Annotated in this window: 24 protein-coding genes and 2 tRNA genes; 5 read left to right on the plus strand and 21 right to left on the minus strand. The window is 39.2% G+C overall.

Features of this window, described 5'->3' with window-relative positions:
• Positions 1-17: 17 nt before the first annotated feature.
• On the plus strand, positions 18-905 hold the full coding sequence (fabD, locus tag ABD682_RS01195) for an ACP S-malonyltransferase (protein ID WP_344738126.1): 888 nt from the start codon (positions 18-20) through the stop codon (positions 903-905).
• Positions 906-909: 4 nt separating this feature from the next.
• Positions 910-1,431, plus strand: coding sequence for a signal peptidase II (gene lspA, locus ABD682_RS01200; RefSeq protein ID WP_344738128.1), 522 nt, complete (start codon positions 910-912; stop codon positions 1,429-1,431).
• On the opposite strand, the gene ABD682_RS01205 is transcribed toward lspA, so the two are convergent.
• The 3 genes from ABD682_RS01205 to ABD682_RS01215 are packed head-to-tail and all read right to left on the minus strand — an operon-like array spanning position 1,432 to position 4,907.
• Positions 1,432-2,706: a metal-dependent hydrolase family protein gene (locus tag ABD682_RS01205; RefSeq protein WP_344738131.1), complete on the minus strand. Its 1,275-nt coding sequence runs from the start codon at positions 2,704-2,706 to the stop codon at positions 1,432-1,434.
• Positions 2,707-2,734: 28 nt separating this feature from the next.
• Complete coding sequence (gene galE / locus ABD682_RS01210) at positions 2,735-3,760, minus strand: UDP-glucose 4-epimerase GalE (protein WP_344738134.1); 1,026 nt, start codon at positions 3,758-3,760, stop codon at positions 2,735-2,737.
• Positions 3,753-4,907, minus strand: coding sequence for a DegT/DnrJ/EryC1/StrS family aminotransferase (locus ABD682_RS01215; RefSeq protein ID WP_344738136.1), 1,155 nt, complete (start codon positions 4,905-4,907; stop codon positions 3,753-3,755). Before ABD682_RS01215 ends, galE begins: the two co-directional genes overlap by 8 nt.
• A gap of 145 nt (positions 4,908-5,052) precedes the next feature.
• Between ABD682_RS01215 and ABD682_RS01220 the strand changes: the two genes are divergently transcribed.
• From ABD682_RS01220 to ABD682_RS01230, 3 genes are all read left to right on the plus strand, one after another.
• Positions 5,053-6,288, plus strand: coding sequence for a 3-deoxy-D-manno-octulosonic acid transferase (locus ABD682_RS01220; RefSeq protein WP_344738138.1), 1,236 nt, complete (start codon positions 5,053-5,055; stop codon positions 6,286-6,288).
• Positions 6,289-6,361: 73 nt separating this feature from the next.
• Complete coding sequence (locus ABD682_RS01225) at positions 6,362-6,607, plus strand: hypothetical protein (RefSeq protein ID WP_344738140.1); 246 nt, start codon at positions 6,362-6,364, stop codon at positions 6,605-6,607.
• A gap of 142 nt (positions 6,608-6,749) precedes the next feature.
• Entirely contained in the window at positions 6,750-7,793 is a 1,044-nt protein-coding gene (locus ABD682_RS01230; RefSeq protein WP_344738142.1) for an SMP-30/gluconolactonase/LRE family protein, read from the plus strand.
• Between the two features lie 3 nt (positions 7,794-7,796).
• Here ABD682_RS01230 and ABD682_RS01235 read toward each other — a convergent pair whose 3' ends face one another.
• The 18 genes from ABD682_RS01235 to ABD682_RS01320 form a co-directional block, all read right to left on the minus strand.
• Complete coding sequence (locus ABD682_RS01235; RefSeq protein WP_344738144.1) at positions 7,797-8,525, minus strand: MIP/aquaporin family protein; 729 nt, start codon at positions 8,523-8,525, stop codon at positions 7,797-7,799.
• An 11-nt stretch (positions 8,526-8,536) separates the two neighbouring features.
• Entirely contained in the window at positions 8,537-10,039 is a 1,503-nt protein-coding gene (glpK, locus tag ABD682_RS01240; RefSeq protein WP_344738146.1) for a glycerol kinase GlpK, read from the minus strand.
• A gap of 21 nt (positions 10,040-10,060) precedes the next feature.
• Positions 10,061-11,632: a glycerol-3-phosphate dehydrogenase/oxidase gene (locus ABD682_RS01245; protein ID WP_344738148.1), complete on the minus strand. Its 1,572-nt coding sequence runs from the start codon at positions 11,630-11,632 to the stop codon at positions 10,061-10,063.
• A gap of 95 nt (positions 11,633-11,727) precedes the next feature.
• Positions 11,728-12,324: a sterol desaturase family protein gene (locus ABD682_RS01250; protein ID WP_344738150.1), complete on the minus strand. Its 597-nt coding sequence runs from the start codon at positions 12,322-12,324 to the stop codon at positions 11,728-11,730.
• A gap of 126 nt (positions 12,325-12,450) precedes the next feature.
• Positions 12,451-12,876, minus strand: coding sequence for a lipocalin-like domain-containing protein (locus ABD682_RS01255; RefSeq protein ID WP_344738152.1), 426 nt, complete (start codon positions 12,874-12,876; stop codon positions 12,451-12,453).
• Positions 12,877-12,968: 92 nt separating this feature from the next.
• A complete protein-coding gene (locus ABD682_RS01260) occupies positions 12,969-13,688 on the minus strand; it encodes a DoxX family protein (protein WP_344738154.1) in 720 nt (239 codons plus the stop codon).
• A 129-nt stretch (positions 13,689-13,817) separates the two neighbouring features.
• Positions 13,818-14,111, minus strand: coding sequence for a hypothetical protein (locus tag ABD682_RS01265; protein WP_344738156.1), 294 nt, complete (start codon positions 14,109-14,111; stop codon positions 13,818-13,820).
• A 253-nt stretch (positions 14,112-14,364) separates the two neighbouring features.
• The gene (locus ABD682_RS01270; RefSeq protein ID WP_344738158.1) at positions 14,365-14,730 is read right to left on the minus strand and encodes a hypothetical protein; all 366 of its coding nucleotides are present in this window, start codon (positions 14,728-14,730) and stop codon (positions 14,365-14,367) included.
• Between the two features lie 9 nt (positions 14,731-14,739).
• Positions 14,740-15,318 carry an outer membrane protein gene (locus ABD682_RS01275; RefSeq protein WP_344738160.1) on the minus strand — a complete coding sequence of 193 codons (579 nt, stop codon included), beginning with the start codon at positions 15,316-15,318 and terminating at the stop codon, positions 14,740-14,742.
• Positions 15,319-15,365: 47 nt separating this feature from the next.
• The gene (locus ABD682_RS01280) at positions 15,366-15,863 is read right to left on the minus strand and encodes a hypothetical protein (RefSeq protein WP_344738162.1); all 498 of its coding nucleotides are present in this window, start codon (positions 15,861-15,863) and stop codon (positions 15,366-15,368) included.
• 16 nt (positions 15,864-15,879) lie between these two features.
• Positions 15,880-16,542: a hypothetical protein gene (locus ABD682_RS01285; RefSeq protein ID WP_344738164.1), complete on the minus strand. Its 663-nt coding sequence runs from the start codon at positions 16,540-16,542 to the stop codon at positions 15,880-15,882.
• 246 nt (positions 16,543-16,788) lie between these two features.
• The gene (locus tag ABD682_RS01290) at positions 16,789-16,941 is read right to left on the minus strand and encodes a hypothetical protein (RefSeq protein WP_344738166.1); all 153 of its coding nucleotides are present in this window, start codon (positions 16,939-16,941) and stop codon (positions 16,789-16,791) included.
• A gap of 81 nt (positions 16,942-17,022) precedes the next feature.
• A complete protein-coding gene (locus tag ABD682_RS01295; RefSeq protein ID WP_344738168.1) occupies positions 17,023-17,613 on the minus strand; it encodes a hypothetical protein in 591 nt (196 codons plus the stop codon).
• 297 nt (positions 17,614-17,910) lie between these two features.
• Positions 17,911-18,648, minus strand: a complete 738-nt coding sequence (locus ABD682_RS01300; protein WP_344738170.1) for a DUF6090 family protein — start codon at positions 18,646-18,648, stop codon at positions 17,911-17,913.
• Positions 18,649-18,744: 96 nt separating this feature from the next.
• A complete protein-coding gene (locus tag ABD682_RS01305; protein WP_344738172.1) occupies positions 18,745-19,116 on the minus strand; it encodes a hypothetical protein in 372 nt (123 codons plus the stop codon).
• Positions 19,117-19,168: 52 nt separating this feature from the next.
• Entirely contained in the window at positions 19,169-19,381 is a 213-nt protein-coding gene (locus ABD682_RS01310; protein ID WP_344738174.1) for a hypothetical protein, read from the minus strand.
• A 321-nt stretch (positions 19,382-19,702) separates the two neighbouring features.
• Positions 19,703-19,787, minus strand: a tRNA-Leu gene (locus ABD682_RS01315).
• Positions 19,788-20,042: 255 nt separating this feature from the next.
• A tRNA-Gly gene (locus ABD682_RS01320) sits at positions 20,043-20,114 on the minus strand.
• Positions 20,115-20,141: the final 27 nt, after the last annotated feature.

Consider the following 20,141-nt stretch of genomic DNA (forward strand, 5'->3'; position numbering starts at 1 on the left):
TCACAAATTCGAAACACATGAATGCATATATTTTTCCCGGTCAGGGTGCCCAGTTCACAGGTATGGGCTTAGATCTTTACGAGAATTCTCCTGAAGCGCAGGAACTGTTTGAACAAGCCAATAAAATATTAGGATTTAATATTACCGATATTATGTTCGAAGGTTCTGCTGAAGATCTTAAAGAAACCAAAGTAACCCAACCGGCCATCTTTTTACACTCCGTTATTTTAGCTAAAACTCTGGGCGATGCCTTTAAACCTGATATGGTTGCCGGACATTCCCTTGGAGAATTTTCAGCTTTGGTTGCCAGTGGTGCGTTAACTTTTGAAGATGGATTAAAACTGGTATCACAACGTGCTCAAGCCATGCAAAAAGCCTGCGAAATACAGCCAAGCACCATGGCTGCAGTTTTAGGTTTGGAAGATGCCGTAGTAGAAAAAATATGTGAAGAAACACCCGGTGTGGTCGTTGCTGCTAATTACAACTGCCCCGGACAGTTAGTGATCTCAGGTGAAGTTGAAGCTGTGAACAAAGCTTGTGAAGCTTTAACAGCAGCCGGTGCGCGTCGTGCTTTGGTATTACCCGTTGGTGGTGCATTCCATTCACCTATGATGGAACCTGCCCGAAAGGAATTGGCTGAAGCTATTGAAAACACAACCTTTAATGCGCCAAACTGCCCGATCTATCAAAATGTAACGGCTAGTGCTGTGACTGATGTTGCTGAAATTAAAACCAATTTGATTTCACAATTAACGGCTCCGGTACGCTGGACCCAATCGGTGCAAAACATGATCGCTGATGGCGCTACCCTATTTACCGAAGTTGGTCCCGGAAAAGTATTGCAAGGTCTGGTGAAGAAAATAGATCGTTCTGCTGAAACGGCCTCTGCAACTTTTGAGCAATAAGCCCATGAAAATTTCAAAACGTAACCGGTTTATATTTTTTATTATTACCCTGACTATTGCGGTGGATCAGCTATCCAAAGTGCTCGTGCGCCATTATGTAGGGGCTCGCACGGAAACGCGTTTAGGAGAGCAAATCCCCTTGTTAGGAGATTATTTCACCTTAATGAATGTGGAAAATAAGGGTGCCTTTTTAGGTATGGGCAGTGACTTGAGTGAACCCATGCGTATCGCATTATTACTGATCCTTCCGATCCTAGTTCTCGGGTTTGTATTACGCTATATTCTAAAAGATAAAAAACTGAATTATTGGTCGCTATTCGCCTTTGCCAGTATTATTGGCGGTGGTATTGCCAATGTATTTGATCGGTTTGTATATGGTTCTGTAACCGATTTCTTTTACATAAAAATAACCGATACGTTACGTACCGGTATTTTTAATATGGCTGATCTTTCCGTAACCACCGGAATGATCATTTTGCTTATTATGAGCTTCAAAAAAGATCAAAAGACATCAGAAGAAGCCTGATTACTGTTTGTAAATCACGCCATCCTTCATTACAAAAACAACATTTTTCAGGGTTTCCACGTTTTCTGTTGGATCTTCATTTACCGCGATAATATCTGCGATGTATCCCGGTTCAATACGTCCCAGGGAATCTTCAACATCTAATATTTCTGCTCCCGTAATTGTTGCAGATTGAATGGCTTCCATAACCGGCATACCGGCTTCAACCATGTATGTGAATTCACGAGCATTATCACCATGGTCATAAACACCGGCGTCTGTTCCAAAGGCGATTTTAACACCTTTTTTATAGGCCCTTGCAAACATATTTTGAATTTTAGGACCAATGGCCAAAGCTTTAGGAACGATCACTTCCGGGAAAAAGCCTTTGATCTTCGCTTTTTCGGCAACTTCTTTTCCCGCGGTAATCGTTGGAACCAAATAGGTGCCATGTTGTTTCATTAATTCCATGCTTTCATCACTCATCAACGTGCCATGTTCTATGGTAGTCACACCTCCTAAAATAGCGCGTCGGATACCCTCATCACCATGCGCATGTGCTGCAACCTTCATTCCGTAATCCCTGGCAATTTTACAGATCTCAGTGATCTCTTCTAAAGTAAGCTGTGGATTGGAACTATTCTTTGCCTCACTTAAAACGCCACCTGTTGCGGTAATTTTGATAAGATCGGCGCCATTTTTATAACGTTGTCTCACGGCTTTACGTGCATCAGAGATACCATTTACAATACCTTTATCAGGCCCCCAATCTCCCACTAAATCTAGGTTTCTTCCGTTCGATCGATCACCATGGCCACCGGTTGAAGCAATAAAACGTCCCGCGGTAAATACATGAGGACCTACAATCCAACCACGATTAATAGCGTCCCGAACCGCAATATTTACCCCGGTACCACCACAATCTCTAACGGTGGTAAACCCGGCCAACAATGTTTTTTTGGCGAAAACAGTCGATTTTAAAGCAACATCTTCCCGGTTTTCTGTAATCCTATCCATATATTTATTAGGATTACTTTCCTCTTCTAAATGCACGTGCATATCCATCAATCCGGGTAACACCGTTTTATCTTTAAAATCGATGAGTTTATCATCTGCATTTTTCGGTGTTATAAATCCATTATCTACAGACAGGATCTTATCGCCCGAAACAACAATCGTCTTATTTTTTAGAACCTTTCCTGATTTTGTATCAATCAATTTTCCGCAATGGATGTAGGTGTTTTGCCCCATCGCCGTAAAGCTGATGAGGACACATAATAATAGTAACTTTTTCATATGCAATGGTAGTTAGTTAGTGTTCTTTTTATTCTTTAGACCTTACCGACTGCTCCCATTTCCAGGCAGACAGCATGGCATCGTCAAGAGTCAATTCAGTTTTCCAACCTAATTCGTCGTTCGCTTTTTTGGTATCCGCGTAAGCGGCAATCACATCCCCTTCACGGCGACCCACGATCTTGTAATTAAGTTTTTCACCTGAAACTCGTTCGAAGGCTTCGATCACTTCAAGAACTGAACTTCCTTTACCGGTACCTAAATTAAAGGTCTCGTAAGACGCTTTATTCTTGTGCTCGAGTAATCGCTCTAAAGCAACAACGTGTGCCTTGGCCAGATCGACAACATGAATATAGTCGCGGATGCAAGTACCATCAGGTGTTGGATAATCGTCGCCAAACACGGAAAGCTGCTCACGAATTCCCATACCCGTTTGGGTAATAAAAGGCACCAGGTTTTGAGGAACGCCAATTGGTAATTCTCCAATTTTACATGATGGATGCGCCCCTACCGGATTAAAATATCTTAAGGCGATCGCTTTCAAATTATCGGCTACTTTACAGGTATCCTGAATAATTTCCTCACCAATTTGTTTGGTATTACCATAAGGCGATTCGGCTTTCTTTACCGGAGCATTTTCAGTAATAGGCAATTCATCAGCCTGACCATAAACCGTACAGGACGAACTAAAAATAAATGCAGCTTCAGGTAATTTGGTCAATTCTTTAAGCAAGTATACTAAAGCACCAATGTTGTTTTCGTAATACAGTAATGGTTTATGAACACTCTCACCAACGGCCTTGCTTGCTGCAAAATGAATAACGCCTTTGACGTCATTATGCCTTTTGAAAAAATCTTCAACGAGGGATTTTTCTTTGAGGTCGATCTTTTCAAAAACAGGTTTGATCCCTGTGATAGCCGTGATACCATCCAATACATTCATTGAAGAATTAGAAAGATCATCGATGATCACGACCTCGTGACCAACATTTTGAAGTTCTACTACGGTGTGGGAGCCAATAAAACCGAGTCCGCCGGTTACTAATATTTTAGCCATGGATAAAGTTGATTATAGTTTGGGTTATAAATTCGATTTGTTCATCGTCAAGTTCGGTATGCATTGGCAAGGAGATCACTTCTTTTACCAATTGATTGGTAACCTCAAAATCCGCCTCATTATAGCGATCATCCGCATAAGCTTTTTGTTTATGCAAAGGAATCGGATAATACACACCACAAGGAATACCATTTTCATTCAAGTGTTTTACCAGGGCATCACGGTCTGCATTTTTAATTTTTAAGGTGTATTGATGGAATACATGGCAGTCGCATGTATCGCAAATACCTTCGCATCCATTCACGGTTTTTGGGGTGATAATATTTTCTTCCGAAGCAAATGCCGCATTGTATTTTCGGGCAGCTGCACGTCGGGCATTATTATAAGCATCCAATTTTGGTAATTTAGCATCGAGCACTGCAGCCTGGATACTATCTAATCGGGAATTTACCCCAACCACGTCGTGATGATACCGTTCGTACATGCCGTGATTCACAATCCCACGAATGGTATGCGCCAGATCATCATCATTGGTAAAAATAGCACCGCCATCACCATAACATCCTAAGTTCTTGGAAGGAAAGAAAGAGGTTGCTCCCACATCAGCCATGGTTCCGGCTTTGGTTTTGTTTCCGTTTTTATCGGTGTAATTAGCGCCAATGGCCTGGGCATTATCTTCAATAACAAATAAGTTGTGTTCTTTGGCAATGGCCAAAATCGCTTCCATATCGGCACACTGACCAAAGAGATGTACCGGTACAATAGCTTTGGTCTTTGGTGTAATGGCATTTTTTACGGCTTCGATATTAATATTGAAGTCATCTTCATTAACATCTACCAACACCGGTGTTAATCCTAAAAGCGCGATAACCTCAACGGTGGCAGCGAATGTAAAATCGGCTGTGATCACCTCATCACCGGGTTTTAAACCAAGACCCATCATGGCGATTTGAAGCGCATCGGTTCCATTTGCACAAGGAATCACGTGTTTTACGCCAAGATAAGTTTCCAAATTCTTCTGGAACTCATGAACCTGGGGTCCGTTGATAAAAGCTGTATTTTCTATGACGTTTTGTATGGATGGATTAACGACATCTTTAATGCCTTCATATTGACCCTTAAGGTCAACCATTTGTATTTTCTTCATTTAAAAATAAATTAAATCCTGCGTAATTTAAGACTTATTATTGAGGTATTTGCAGGTTTTCATAAGTAACAAAATTACAAAATTCATGAGCCCCAACCAATGAAATTATTTCAAAGAACTGTATTTTAGCCCCAAAGAAAACAGCGTGCACGTTATTTACAACATAGGAATCCACCTGACCCGTTTTATTTTACAGGTCTTGGCCCTGTTTGATCTAAAAATTAAAAAAGGGGTTACCGGCCGGAAAGAGACCTTTGAGATCCTTAAAAATAGCATCAGTGCCACGGACAAAACCCTGTGGTTCCACTGTGCCTCTCTGGGAGAATATGAACAAGGTCTGCCTGTTTTTGAAAAACTGAAACAACACTACAAAACCCACAAGATCATATTGAGTTTCTTTTCACCTTCGGGCTATGAAGTTCGAAAAAATACGCCTTTGGCAGATGCTGTGGTGTATTTGCCTTTAGATACAAAAAAGAACGCCATTCGTTTTCTGAATCTGGCACATCCGGAATTGACCGTTTTTGTGAAATATGACATTTGGCCTAATTTTTTAAAGGAAATGCAAGTTCGTGGTAAACACGCCATCCTCATTTCCGCAGCCTTCAGAAAACACCAAACCTATTTTCAATGGTATGGCAGTCCGTTGCGCAAGGCCCTATTTGTTTTCGAACATATATTCACTCAAAATGAGAGTTCAAAAATACTTTTGGAATCTATAGGTTACAACAATGTGACCATATCCGGAGATACCCGTTTCGACCGGGTTTCGAAACAGCTGGGAATGGACAATCATTTAGAATTTATTGATCGCTTCAAAGGAGAAACATTGTGTATTGTTGGTGGTAGCACCTGGCCTGAAGGTGAAGCACTTATCGCGAAGTATATCAATACGCATCCTTCAAAAGATCTAAAATTTATTATTGCGCCTCATAATATTAAGCCGAATCTCATTCAGGATTTTATTGACAGCATCAAAGAACCTGTGACTTTATTTTCAAAAAAAGATACTGCCGACCTTAAAAATACACGTGTTTTTGTAATTGATACCATCGGGATCCTTTCCAAAATTTACAGTTATGCAGACATCGCCTACGTTGGTGGCGCTGTTGGAACTACCGGTTTACACAACACTCTGGAACCTGCCGTTTTTGGTGTGCCTATAATTATTGGGTCCAATTACGATAAATTTCCTGAAGCCTTCGATCTTATAAAAGCAGGTGGAACCTTTGCTATCAGCGATCAAAATTCCTTTGATAAAATTCTGGATGAACTTATTGAAAACACGTCATATCGCAAGAAAACCGGGCAGGCCAACGCCCAGTTTATCGATAAAAATAAAGGTGCAGTCATCCAAATATGCAATTTCCTCCGTATATAGTTACAAAGCAACAGTACAGCATTGTATATTAGTTGCTTATGTAACATGAACCAAATCAAAAAAACTAAACATCATGAAAAAATTAGCATTAAGCACCTTATTAATTTTAACCCTAAGTTTTACATTTACCTCTTGTAGAGATACTAAAAAAGAAGATACGGTTGAACAAGCTAAAGACACTGTAGATAACGCTGCGGAAGCTACCAAAGGCGCTATGGAAGAGGCCGGAAAAGCTGTTGACGATGCTGTTGAAGCTACAGGAGACGCTGTTGAAAAAACCGGCGACGCCATCAAAAAAACCGGCGAGGCGATGAAATAAGTCCGATTGAATTAAAAAAGTACTTTTTTACCTAAAGAGAAACCACGTGTTTCTCTTTTTTTATGCCTCCATTTTAAATTACAATGCGTAATTTTATAAACCGTTTCAAACGGCCTTACTAACTAAACCCTTCTTTATTACAATGAAATCGATTTCATCAAAAGCCTTTTTTATCCTTGGTCTAAGTCTTATCAACCTTGCTTATTCATGCAAGAACAACAAAAAAGAAACTGCTATGCCGGCTGAGAAAGATTCAAAATTATATGTTGAAATTTTAGACGCTGAAGCCAATTCTATCATTGATTCGACGAGCCAAATTGAGGTGATCGCTACCGGGTTCGACTGGGCAGAAGGACCCCTTTGGATTGAAGACGGACAGTATCTGATCTTTTCAGATGTGCCACGAAATAAAATTTATAAGGTCACAAAAGAACATGACACCTTAACCTATTTAGAACCTTCCGGATTTACCGGAACGGATTTTAAAGGCAGTGAACCGGGTTCGAACGGTTTAACGCTGAACGCGGAAGGGATGCTGGTAATGGCGCAACATGGCAATCGGGATATTGCTGAAATGAATGCCCCGGTGAACGATCCGAAACCTGATTTTAAAGTATTGACTGCTGATTTTGAAGGCAAAAAATTCAACAGTCCGAATGATCTCGTTTACGACAATGCCGGAAACCTTTATTTTACCGATCCGCCATATGGTCTGCCGGGAGGTGAGAACGACACTATAAATAAACAATTAGATTTCCAGGGCGTGTATTGCTTATTGAAATCGGGAGAACTGAAATTAATAGATACATTAAGCCGTCCGAATGGGGTTACGTTGTCTCCGGACAATTCAAAATTATACGTATCCAATTCAGATCCCGATCATGCGGTTTGGTATCAATACGAACTTTCAGAACCGGGAACCGTGGCAGATAAATCTGTGTTTTATGATGTGACCAGTCATGTTGGAAAACCTGATGAAGCCGGACTTCCGGATGGTATGAAAATGCAAAAAGACGGGTATTTGTTTGGTTCCGGTCCCGGAGGAATCTGGATCTTTAATCCGCAAGGAAAACCTATGGCGCGAATACGTACAGACCGACCTACGGCAAATTGTGCCTTTACCACCGATCAAAAAACGTTGTACATGACGGCAGACGATCGCATTTTGTCTGTTAACCTGAAGTAATTTTTAAGACAGCACCAGCATCAATAGTGCGGCAATACAGGCACCGGCGATAGGTCCGAAAATCGGGATCCAGGCATAACTCCAATCACTGGAACCTTTCCCTTTTATGGGCAGTAAAGCGTGCATGATGCGCGGCCCAAGGTCGCGTGCGGGATTAATGGCGTAACCCGTGGTACCGCCTAAAGACAGACCTATCGACCAAACCAAAAACGCTACCGGCAAAGCACCCAACGAACCGAGGCCGATCACGGTTTCAGAATCACTGATCGTGGCATCGGTAAAGTAAAGAATAGTAAATATCAATACAAAAGTTCCAATAGTTTCACTTAAAAAGTTGGAAGGAAAATTTCTGATGGCCGGTGACGTACAGAAGACGGCTTTTTTAGCGGCAGCATCTACAGTCTCTTCAAAATGATGGCGGTACATCAACCAAACCAAACCAGATCCTAACATGGCGCCCAGCATCTGCGCCAAAATAAACATGGGCACATCGGCCCAGGGAAAAGCTCCTGCCACAGCTAATCCAACCGTTACCGCAGGATTGATATGCGCCCCGCTATAAGGACCGGCAACCACTACGGCCACATAAACCGCCAAGGCCCAGCCTGTGGTTATAACGATCCAACCACTATTTTGAGCGTAAGCTTTATTTAAAACAACGTTGGCATTTACGCCACTCCCTAATAACATGAGAAGAAAGGTTCCTATGATTTCTGAAACAAATGGTGTCATTTATTGTTGGTTTAGTTCGAATCCTCTTTCGTCCAGTATTGCATGGCATCGATAGCCTTATACCAGCCTTTGATATTATTTTCGATAGCCTCACGTGCTTCAGCCGGATGAAAATGGGTGTCAGTTTGCCAAATATCCTGAATTTCTTCGGAATTCTCCCAATAGCCTACAGCTAAACCGGCCAAAAAAGCGGCACCCATAGCCGTGGTTTCTACAACTTTCGGGCGTACCGTTCTGGTGTTCAGTACATCCGCCTGAAATTGCATGAGCATGTTATTCACACTGGCACCGCCATCTACCCGAAGTTCTTTGATGGCAATACCGGAATCTTTTTCCATAGCCTTTAAAATATCCATGGTTTGAAAAGCGATCGACTCCAAAGCGGCTCTTGAAATATGGGCATCGGTGCTACCGCGTGTCAATCCGAAAATCGTGCCTTGTGCCTGTTGGTTCCAATGCGGAGCGCCCAAACCTGAGAAAGCCGGCACAAAATAAACACCATCGGTACTGTCCACAGAACTTGCCAGTTTTTCTACTTCTGCCGAGTTTCGAATGATCTTTAAACTGTCGCGCAGCCATTGCACTACGGCTCCGGCTATAAAGATACTACCTTCAAAAGCATAGGTTGTTTTTCCGTTGATCTTCCAGGCTACGGTGGTCAATAAATTATTTTTTGAGATCACAGGTGCTTCACCAATATTCATCAGCATAAAACAACCCGTTCCATAAGTGTTTTTTACCATGCCGGGTTTCGTACACATTTGCCCGAATAAGGCCGCCTGCTGATCGCCTGCGATACCCGCAATAGGGATCTTCGCATCATAAAAGGTCGATTTTGTATAACCATACACCTCACTGGATTGTTTGACCTCGGGCAGCATGCTTTTCGGAATGCCAAAAAGGTCTAAAAGGTCGTCATCCCAGTCCATCGTATTGATATTGAACAATAAGGTTCTTGAGGCATTAGTAACATCGGTAATATGCTGACCACCTTTGGTAAAATTCCAGATCAGCCAGGTATCGATAGTACCCAAAAGTAGATCTCCGGCTTCAGCCTTTTCACGAGTGCCTTCTACGTTTTCAAGAATCCATTTCACCTTGGTTCCGGAAAAATAAGAATCGATCACCAGACCTGTTTTTTCACGAATCATGGTTTCTTTACCTTCTTTTTTCAGGGTGTCACAATAACCCGAAGTACGCTTATCCTGCCAAACAATGGCATTATATACTGCCTTTCCGGTATGCTTATCCCAAACCACGACTGTTTCTCTTTGATTTGTGATCCCAATGGCAGCGATATTCTCAACATTCAAACCTTTTTTAGCGATGGCTTCCGCAGCCACACCGGCCTGTGTGGACCAGATCTCCTGCGGATCGTGTTCCACCCATCCGGGTTTTGGAAAATGCTGGGTAAATTCTTTTTGAGCTACCGAAACAATACCGCCCTTTTTATCGAATACAATGGCCCGGGAACTCGTCGTGCCCTGATCCAGGGCGAGGATATACTTCTCCATATTACTTTAGTTTCGTTGGTATTAACTTGCGCTCAGTACATAATTTTTCGCAATGTCCAGGAACGCTTTTACTTGTTGGTCTTGCCAGGTTTTATCCTTGTTCAGTTCTTTGGCTAAGATCGCGGCAACCGTTGGGGCGCTGTCTATAGCAGCTTGAGCATCCAGAAATAACAAACGTACACGGCGCGCCAGAACATCATCAATGGTTCGAGCCATTTCATAACGCACAGCCCAAACAACCTCAGCTTTGGTAAATTCAGAACCGGGATGCAATTTCTTCCCTAATTCCGGTTCGGCTTCAATAAGTCCGGCTAGCGCTTTATTATCACTGCCATAAACATAAAAATGATCGGTTTCATCCATTTCCACACCCGATCCATGGATCTTCAAGTCTTTGGTTTTGCAGGCTGCATCAGGTAATTTTCCTAGTGCGATGGCCTTGTTTATCGTGTCTTGCGCCATACGTCGATAGGTGGTCCATTTTCCGCCCGTAATGGTTACGAGTTCAGAATTGGAAACAATGATCTTATGACTGCGCGATATTTCTTTGGTCTTTTCCGATTCATCTTTTGGTGCCGCCAAAGGGCGTAAGCCGGCATAGATGCTCAGCACATCTTTTTTGGTAACCTGTTTGCTCAGGTAATTATTCGCCGTTCTTAAAATAAAATCGATCTCTGATTCCAGGGCATGAGGTTCCAGACTGTGACTATCTAAAAGGGTATCTGTAGTTCCTACCACGACCCGATTGTGCCAGGGCACTAAAAATAACACACGCCCGTCCGAAGTTTTTGGGATCATGATGGCATCGCGACTAGGTAAAAAGGATTGATCTAAAACCAGATGCACACCCTGACTCGGTTTGATACTTGGTTTAGCATTAGCATTATCCATGTGTAGGATTTCGTCACTGAACACTCCGGTGGCATTGATCACCGCTTTAGATTTTAAGGTATAGCTTTTGTCTGTTTCGCCATCTTTGGCTTCCACGCCATCGATCTTTCCCTCATTATTTTTCAAAAGTCTGGTCACTTTGAAATGATTTAACACCGTAGCCCCCTGCTCTATGGCCGTTTGCGCCAGGTTGATGGCAAGACGGGCATCGTCGAACTGACCATCATGATACAACACCCCTTTACGTAAGTGTTCTGTTTTTAAAGTGGGTAAACGTTCTTCGGTGGCTCTTTTAGAAATGCGTGTCGATTTCCCAAAGCTGAGTTTTCCGGAAAGGATATCGTAGATCTTCAGTCCGATCGTATAGAACCAGGTGCCCCAAAAGGAAAAGGTAGGAATTACAAACACCTGATCGCTCACCAGATGATTGGCGTTCTTGCGCAGTAAACCACGTTCAAATAGGGCTTCCCGAACCAGATCGATATGGCCTTGCGCTAAATAACGCACACCGCCATGCACCAGTTTGGTACTGCGACTGGAGGTACCTTTGGCAAAATCTACTTGTTCTAATAATATGGTCTTGTAACCACGTGAGGCCGCATCAATGGCTACTCCCAAACCGGTAGCACCGCCACCAATAACGATGACGTCCCAGGTTTCGGTGGTTTCCAGGGATTGGATTAAAGTCTTTCTGTCGAACAAACTGAAGTCAATTTTTTTTAAGAGATGCTGAATCCTATAATTCTCTATGAATTTACTAAAGTTCGGGCAAAGAAGAAAATAAAATAAGGAATTGTCTATTCACGGGCTTTCCGATGCAGCGCCTTTTTAGGAGGCATGGTACGAAACACAAAATCCCATAAAGGCGATGTTACGCCAAAGGCTTTATCATCATAAATGTGATGGTGCAGCAAGTGGTGTTTCCATAAATACCCAAAAACATTACTGGGTGCTTTTCGTGCGTGAATGGTGTAATGAACGTATAAATAGCCTGCATAACCCATCAAAAAACCAGGCCAGAAGAAGAAGGCATTATCATTCATCGCGAGATAAAATAAACCGAAAAAAGCAGCAGCCAAAACCAAGGCCAAAAGAATGGGCATGGCCAGCAACCCTTTGTCGTTGGGATGCACATGATGCACGCCGTGCATGGTGTATTGCCAATTGGCCTCGTTGGTATAATCTTCACCGGAATGGTATAAAAATCGATGCGCCACATATTCAATAAAGGTAAAGAAGAGCGCTCCGGCAAAAGGTAAAACAGCTTTACTCAATAGGGTTGATTCAATATTTAAAATACCATATACCAAAGCACAAAACCCCAGTACCATATAGAGACTTACGGCCACAAGGGAATTGGTTTTTGGAATCTTGAAGTATTTGCTTTCAGCCATAAGACTTATTTTACTAACGCTTCAAGCTCACCAAAACTCGAAACGCATCCGATAAACTATAACTAAATTAATAAAAAAAGGAATGAAAATCAATGGTCTTGTAAGGAGGACTAATACCATAAAGCTCTAAACTTCAGTTTTTTCCCAAACCAGTTTATGTTTATTAGACCCAATAAAATCCGTGCTTAAAATGAGTTGACCCTCCTTAAATTCAAATTTTCGAACCTGATCCTGACCGATCCAATTTGGAAACGAACTTATGCTAATGTGATGCACGACAGTTTTGGAATTTAAATCGACATCAAAGGTACCGCAATAGGCTATAAAACTTTGAAACGCCGGTAAGATCTCATCCGTACGTGCCTTAAGAAAATCCTCTGATGCAAACGATGTCCTGTTTTCTTTCATGATCTGTACCGCCATCTGGCCATTCGCTTCATAGCTGATACGACCTATCGGGTGATCACCGAATGGTTTTGAAACCGTACCATCGGTTCCCGTGATTGACCATTCGAGTAATTTCCAGGAGCCTATAAATTTTTGAGTTTTCATGGTGCCCCTAAATTAAAGCAACTCTTTTAAAATAAATACCAATTCTAAAATTAAATTTGAATTTCGCAGTTTACTCATTTTTAGAATTTCTATTACTTTGCTGTGGCCGTTTCGAAGGCCTCCAGGCAAGTATCCAGATCGTTTCCTTGATTATGGATACAGTCACAAAATTCAAATCCGGCCGCTTCATTTTTCGTATGTACAAATTGCTTTTTACAATCGGTCAGGGAGTTTCGAGGTACTACCGCAAAACCAAAACGCGCAAAAGCTGCGGTCAGGACCATGATGATAAAGACCCCTGTGAAAAACAGCCACGGAAACCTATTACTGTATTTTTTGGGTTTTCGAATAAGCCCAAGATCTGAAAATTGACGAAACGGAAGTAAATAGCGTATCCTGTCATAGTTCCAAACCAATATATACAAATTAGCAAACACCATTAAAGGGGAAGTCACAATGGATCCTTCAAACCGAACTGCATAAGACAACAACCAGATATTTACAATAATGGGTAAATACAATAAGGCTCCCAAAGTTACCGTGCGCGGGATTAGCAACAATATCGCTGCAAGCACTTGAGCTATGCCAATAAAGGTGTAATAGTAGCCCGTATGATGCAAGGCTTCCAGATAGGCGCCCATAGGATGCAGCGTTGATAAGCCACTGGCAAAGCGTTCGCCCAGAATTTTTACCATGCCGGCAGCGATAAAAGCAAATGCCAGTAGGACGCGACAAAAAATTGAAAATAACCAGTACCAGCGATTTTGTTTGATCGTGCTGTAGTATTGCTCAAATTTGGTTAGGGTTTGCAAGGGATAAGATTATTGATGATGAGAAACGAAAATAATGAAAAATAACTGACAAGTAGATACCTTCGAAGTTACAAACTTATGAAAGCGGGGTTTTTACAATTTTTCTTCTTTAAATAGATGACTACGAAGTCACAGACTTCGCAGAGCGGGGCGTTTTATAAAAAAAGAATCGAAATGCTTATCAATATGCTTTAAGGTACAGTATTGCATGGGTTCATGCCTCGAAATACTGTGATCATAACATGCTGCTAAAAATGTGGTTCCTGTTTTATAAGGTGAAATACAGTATAGCGTTTTGTGATTTTTAATTGCATGCCCTTTCTTTGAAAGAATTTTCAGGTAATGAAGCGCTGCTTCCACTTCTTTAGATACTCTAGCCAGTGGGCTTTGTAAAAGTTTACCTTTTATTGAAGTTAAGCTCATGAGGCATATTGTATTATGTAAAACAGATCGTTTATGGTTAGTTGTTTGGTTTCCAAACTAAAGTAGCAAAATTTTAATTTCACATCTAAAAGCGAGGATTTTCGGTAAAAAAATTCGAGGAATGTCAGATTTTAGTTAAAAAGAGGCTTGTTATTTCTCAAATCCAATTGAAATATAGTATTGGCAAAATCCGCTCAATTCAATAATTAGATACAGGAGAATAATATCTTTAGATCTTAAAATATTTTCACCTTCAATAATGCAACAAAATAAAATGCGCCAAACTCGAAGTTTCAAATTTGATATCGGTTAAGGTTTTTAAACGCTTCGATTGTTTTCTCATAGAAATAAAATTCGCCCAGGCACCAAAGGTTATAAAAGCAGCCATTAAATACCAGGTGCCTCGATTCACGCTTTGAATGGTATCATCAAGTTTAATTTGTGAAATCCTGAATTTGATTTCTTCAGGTAAAATACTTTTAAAAATATTGTCCTGAAAACGTTTAAACTCAATAATAAGCTGGATTAATTCCTCATCGGTTATCCGTCCATCACTAAGGTGACGCTCGCATTCATTTGAAACGAAAATTAAATATTTTCTACAGGTTTCGAGATTCATTTTATTGTTTTAAAACCCATATCCAAGTCCGATCTTCCATATGTTCACATTGGTGTTGTATTGTATATCCGGCACACCATTATTTGGATTGATTTTGATAAAATCATACTGCGCCTGAATAAATATACGGTTCGTTAGATCGTAGCTTAATCCTAAATTAATATCAAAACCACTGAGGGTTTCGCTGGCATTAGACAAATCAAATCCAGAATTACTAACACCACTCACATCAAAACGAAGCAAAGTAAAACCTAAACCAACAACCGGATGGAGCTTTTTAAGCGTCGGGGCATTTATTTCTGCAAATAATTTTGGTTGAATGGAATAGGCAAATACTTTATAGCCCTGATAATTATAGTTGTTTACGTTATCCAATATACTGGCATTCACACCACCCCCTAAATTTATAATTCCAAAATTGGCAAACCTGTATTTAAATCCCAGATCAATGATTCCGTTATAATTTTCACCAAGAAAATTTTGATCTTCAACGATGGGGTAATTTAACTCTAAACTAAATTTTCTTTCCTGTGAAAAGGTATTAATAGTTAGTGTTAGCAGAAAAAGTAGTAGTAATTTTTGTTTCATGGTGTTGAATTGATGGTTAATAAAAGGGATTACAAATAAGGCAGTTATTATTTTGGCGAAGCATTTAACATTTTTTCCAAAGCTGAAATGGTTTTTTTCTTTTCATGTTGGAAGGCCAAATGAGGTAAACTAAAACCAAATGCTAACATCACCAAAGGAAAGATCACAGCAATCGGAGTCGTCTCCTGAACCATGACACCGTAAAGTGTAAAAATGAACGCAACAGAAACAAGACTTAGCCAAATGATCATAAAAATGCTAACAAAATCATGCATTTTCAATACAACTGAAATTGTCGTTCCTGAATTAAAGTTCCGATAACTCCCTTGTACCTGAGGTAAAAATGAGTTTTTATAATAAATAACACGCTGAATATTGAATTGTTCATAGGAAAAAGTTCCTTCAAAAATTTTATCATCTGCTTTCTTTGAAAACCCCAATTGGATGCCTCTTTTAGGCATGATGTTTTCGCTTAATTGCTGTTCCAGTTCAGTTTCAGACAGGCTGGTTCTGAATTCTAGTTTTTGGTAAGGGATAATTTTCATTTTTTGATTAATGTATTTATTTCATCAAATCCATTTGAAACTTAGTAACTTCAAATGCTCCCTTTAATCCTCTTAAACTCGATTCGGATGAATGGGTATCAAACAGATCATTTAAGGTAGCAACGTCCTTATTAACACTTTCCTGATCCTTTTGAAACATATGATACATTAACATTAGGATATGTCCCATAGCCATATCTGGCAACGTAACATTTTCATCATTCAAAGCAGCTTCTATGGTCGGTTTTATTTGATCATCGTTTTCCGTAAGTTCATCATACAAATAAGCATTGGCCAAATCTATTTGACTCATTCCGGCATAATCATTTTCGGTAGACATGTCCTTTCTATAGGTCATTTTATCACCATTCAGAAAATACCAACGCGTATAACAATCGTTCTCCATTTTTATATCTTTTTCAAAAGCTTGCTTTTTAACGCTCCAATTTGTAAAAGCCACTAATAGTTCGTCTCCGTCTTTTTGAAAATCGACTATTCTTATCAAATAATTCTGTTTACCAGGCTTTTCAATTTCAACACTTAACGGAGTTTCTGGAGACACATATTTTTTTATGGCCGTTAAAACCGAAGACACCTCTTCTTTCGAGGCATCCGCGAGAAGGCCCTCTCTTAAGAACAGATCGATATATAGGTATTGCTTGAGATAGAAGTCATCCATTTTCAGATAATTGACGGGCTCCTGAGCATTGGTTTTAATTTTTATTCTATTGGATTGAGAAAAGCTTAGGCTTGTAAAAAGAATTACAAGGGAAATAAAGAGTCGTTTAATATGCATTATTTAGTTCATGGTTGATTTAGTGACTAAAATAGTAAAAAATAACTGACAAGTAGATAACTTCGAAGTTACAAACTTATGAAAGCAGGATTTTTTCAATTTTATTTCTTTAAATACATGGCTACGAAGTCACAGACTTCGCAGAGCGGGGCGAATGTCCAGCGGGCGATCCTCATTTAAAATATTTGAATGAAAGGTTGCAGTTTTACCAATGGTGATGGGGTTTTGGGTATGACCAAGAAGGCCTAATAAGAAAAGGGAAATGAAAAGCTTGGATTTCATGGTTGGGATTTTAATTCTATTATATGGTAAATACGATAATAATAAACCGAAGTTTATTACTTCGGTTATCGGAGTATGGTATTAGCTCCCACAATTTTCATTGTAATAATCAATAATGTCTTCAATACCAGATGTTCTTTTAAATTCTCCATTATTAATTTTTTCAAGAAGCAAAGGGCAATCTTTAAAACTTTTTTTAACCATTTTTTTGAAGTGCTTAGATCCAAATATAATTTCACTGGAACCTAGTTTTGATACGATGTTACTGTTTCCTTTGTTAATGTAATAGTGACAATAAAAATTAGTAAGAGAAACTATTGATCCCCAATTTTTATAATAGTCAATTGCATATAAATTCATTTTTCCTGAATTTTCATTAATTACTCTCATTAATTTCGGTTTTTCACCAGCAATAATTTTATATTTATATAGTATTTGTTCACCGTCTTTTGTTATTTCCAGTTCTTTAACTTTTACGTGATCATATTCGTTTTTTTCGTTTTGTTCTTTATTTCTAAACCGGATGGTTCTTTTGTCATCTAAAATTTTTACTTCTCCATTTTTTGTACTGTTATCTCTAAATGTTATAATTCCTTGTTCAAAAGGATTTGCAGTAATCTGAGCATTTGAAAAAGATGTTATAATAAATAATATCAGTGCTATTTTTTTCATTTTGTTTTGGTTTTAGATGTTAGCGGCTCGGCTATGAACAGTTTGGAGATTTTTAGCCCTAAATGTTCGGTTTAGCAACGACCTTTGTTTTATATTTATACTTTCGTTTTATCAGTTAAACCGTTATTTTGCTATGCGAAGTTTGAAACTTCGCATTTAATAATCATTGTTATTTTCTATGAAAGTGCTTTGGTAATTTTGTGTTCTTATATTTTTTTAATTGATGGCTTCGAAGTCACAGACTTCGCAGAGCGGGGCGAGGACAAGCAATTATTTATAGCCAATGTTGTGGTTTCGTTATTTCTTAACTTTCTTATTAATAATTTTAATTATATCGCTTAATTCAGTTTGCATTAATTTAAGCCGGTCAACTGCTTCTATTTGAGAAAGGTATTTCCATCTATGAGTTGCTTCGAGTGCCAATATTAGTTTACTCATATTATTTTTCATTTTTAAAGATTGTAGCTGACTTTGTTCTTTCAGTTTTTCTTGCATTTGAGGTGAACCCATAATTAATGATGCATTTTGCACAATTTGATTCTTTCCCTCATTTGTAAAATCAAATCTTTTTATTGTTAACTCTTGTAATCGTTTCAAATCAATTAACTTGTTTCTCAAAACAGGGTCAATTAATCCAATATCTCCACTATTTAGTAAAGATTCCATTGTACTAGAATTAAAGGTTAATGCGGATGAAGTAATTTTTAGTTTAATCAAAATATCATAGAGTTTGTCAAGAGTAACGTTCTTGTCAGCATAGTTTTCAAGATTATTTAAATAATTTTGATTGTAATTTTCAAACTCATTGATAATAGAATTAGTAAATTTTAAATCTCTGTTTAAATCATCCAATAATTGATGGTAATAATCTTGTCTTTTATTATTTTCTTTTCTTTGCTCATTCCAATTGTTAATTGATAAAGCAATTAAAATCCCAATTACTACAAGTATAATTTCACCCATGGCATATTTCAAATAGTTTCCAAATTTTCCTTTTAAAAGTAAACCTCTTCTAATTTTTCTAAATAATTTCATATTTGGTCATTGGTTGGTTATAATGAAGCACAACGGTTTGGCTATGCGCAGTGTCCCGAAGGGCATTGCGTATAGGTGTTGTTGTGCTTAGTTTTTTTATTTCGTTTCGTACCCACGCTTTTGCTCTAAATACTTTTCAAATTGAGCGTCATTCATTTTAAACAGAATCTTTTGAAACTGTTCTGATTTAGGTGTTCGCTTTCGTTCTAAAAAGTCTGTTATTAAATAATGGATGAATGGATGCTCAATGTCCTCCATTCTTAATTTCGAGTATCTTTTTCTTGATTTTGGATATTGTTTCCAAAATCGTTGGTAATCCCCATAAATTTGGTTAGTTACCATTGAAATTATTTCATTCAGTAGGTCAGTTGGAATCCTGTTGTCAGATAGTTCAACATAGAAATTTTCAATTTCAGAGTAGAAATTCTGTTTCGGTTCTATTTTATTTTCCGTTCTCCAGAATGTCATTTTTTCAGCTGTTCGTTAAGGGACATCCTTTACACAAGTTAAAGATTAGACTTTACACTAAATTAGTTTCTAACCTTATATTAGATTTTTTATTTCTTAACTCCCTTTCATTAAAGAAACCTAAAAATACATTTCTAAAATATACTTTCCAAATACCGTTACCCAGGTCTTGTACACCTACAAATTTTCCTTTTAATGCAGCAGTTAAATAAACCCAATAATAGGATCGCCACCTTATAGCACCATTTTGAGTTACTTTAATCACTTTAAAGTCGGTATTATAATCAAAGTGATTTATAGTTTCAGGAAATGGTCTTGTGGAAAAATTATGTACTTGAGCCGGAGTTTTAAGCTTAATCGTAAGAATACTGGTTGAATTAGAAAAATACAGCCGTTAATTGACAAAATGAAATAGCTAAATTCTTGAAGGCGGGAATTGCCTGCGGCGAGTCCCGAGGCGTCATGGTCAGAAAGAGAACCGCTTTGAAAAGCGGTTATATTGTTTTTGGATTTCTTTCAAGTAAACTTGAAGAAATCTCTAAAACAAGAAAACCACGCCAAAAAAGGCGTGGTTTTCTTTCATCTGTACTGAAGGCGGGACTTGAACCCGCACGGCCATAATGGCCATTGGATTTTAAGTCCAACGTGTCTACCAATTCCACCACTTCAGCAACTTAATTGGTATATTTTAAATAGTTCCAGAGCGAAAGACGGGATTTGAACCCCTACCTACCGGCAGGCAGGCGCGACTTAGGTCGCTAGTCTTCACACTTTGAAACGTGATCCGTACATTTTTTGTACTGTTTCTTTCCAGAGCGAAAGACGGGATTTGAACCCCTACCTACCGGCAGGCAGGCGCGACTTAGGTCGCTAGTCTTCACACTTTGAAACGTGATCCGTACATTTTTTGTACTGTTTTTTTCCAGAGCGAAAGACGGGATTTGAACCCGCGACCCTCACCTTGGCAAGGTGATGCTCTACCCCTGAGCTACTTTCGCAGTTGTTGTTGTTGAACGTCTCCTAAT

This window comes from Gaetbulibacter aestuarii, assembly GCF_039537665.1.
GTDB classification, from domain to species: domain Bacteria; phylum Bacteroidota; class Bacteroidia; order Flavobacteriales; family Flavobacteriaceae; genus Gaetbulibacter_A; species Gaetbulibacter_A aestuarii.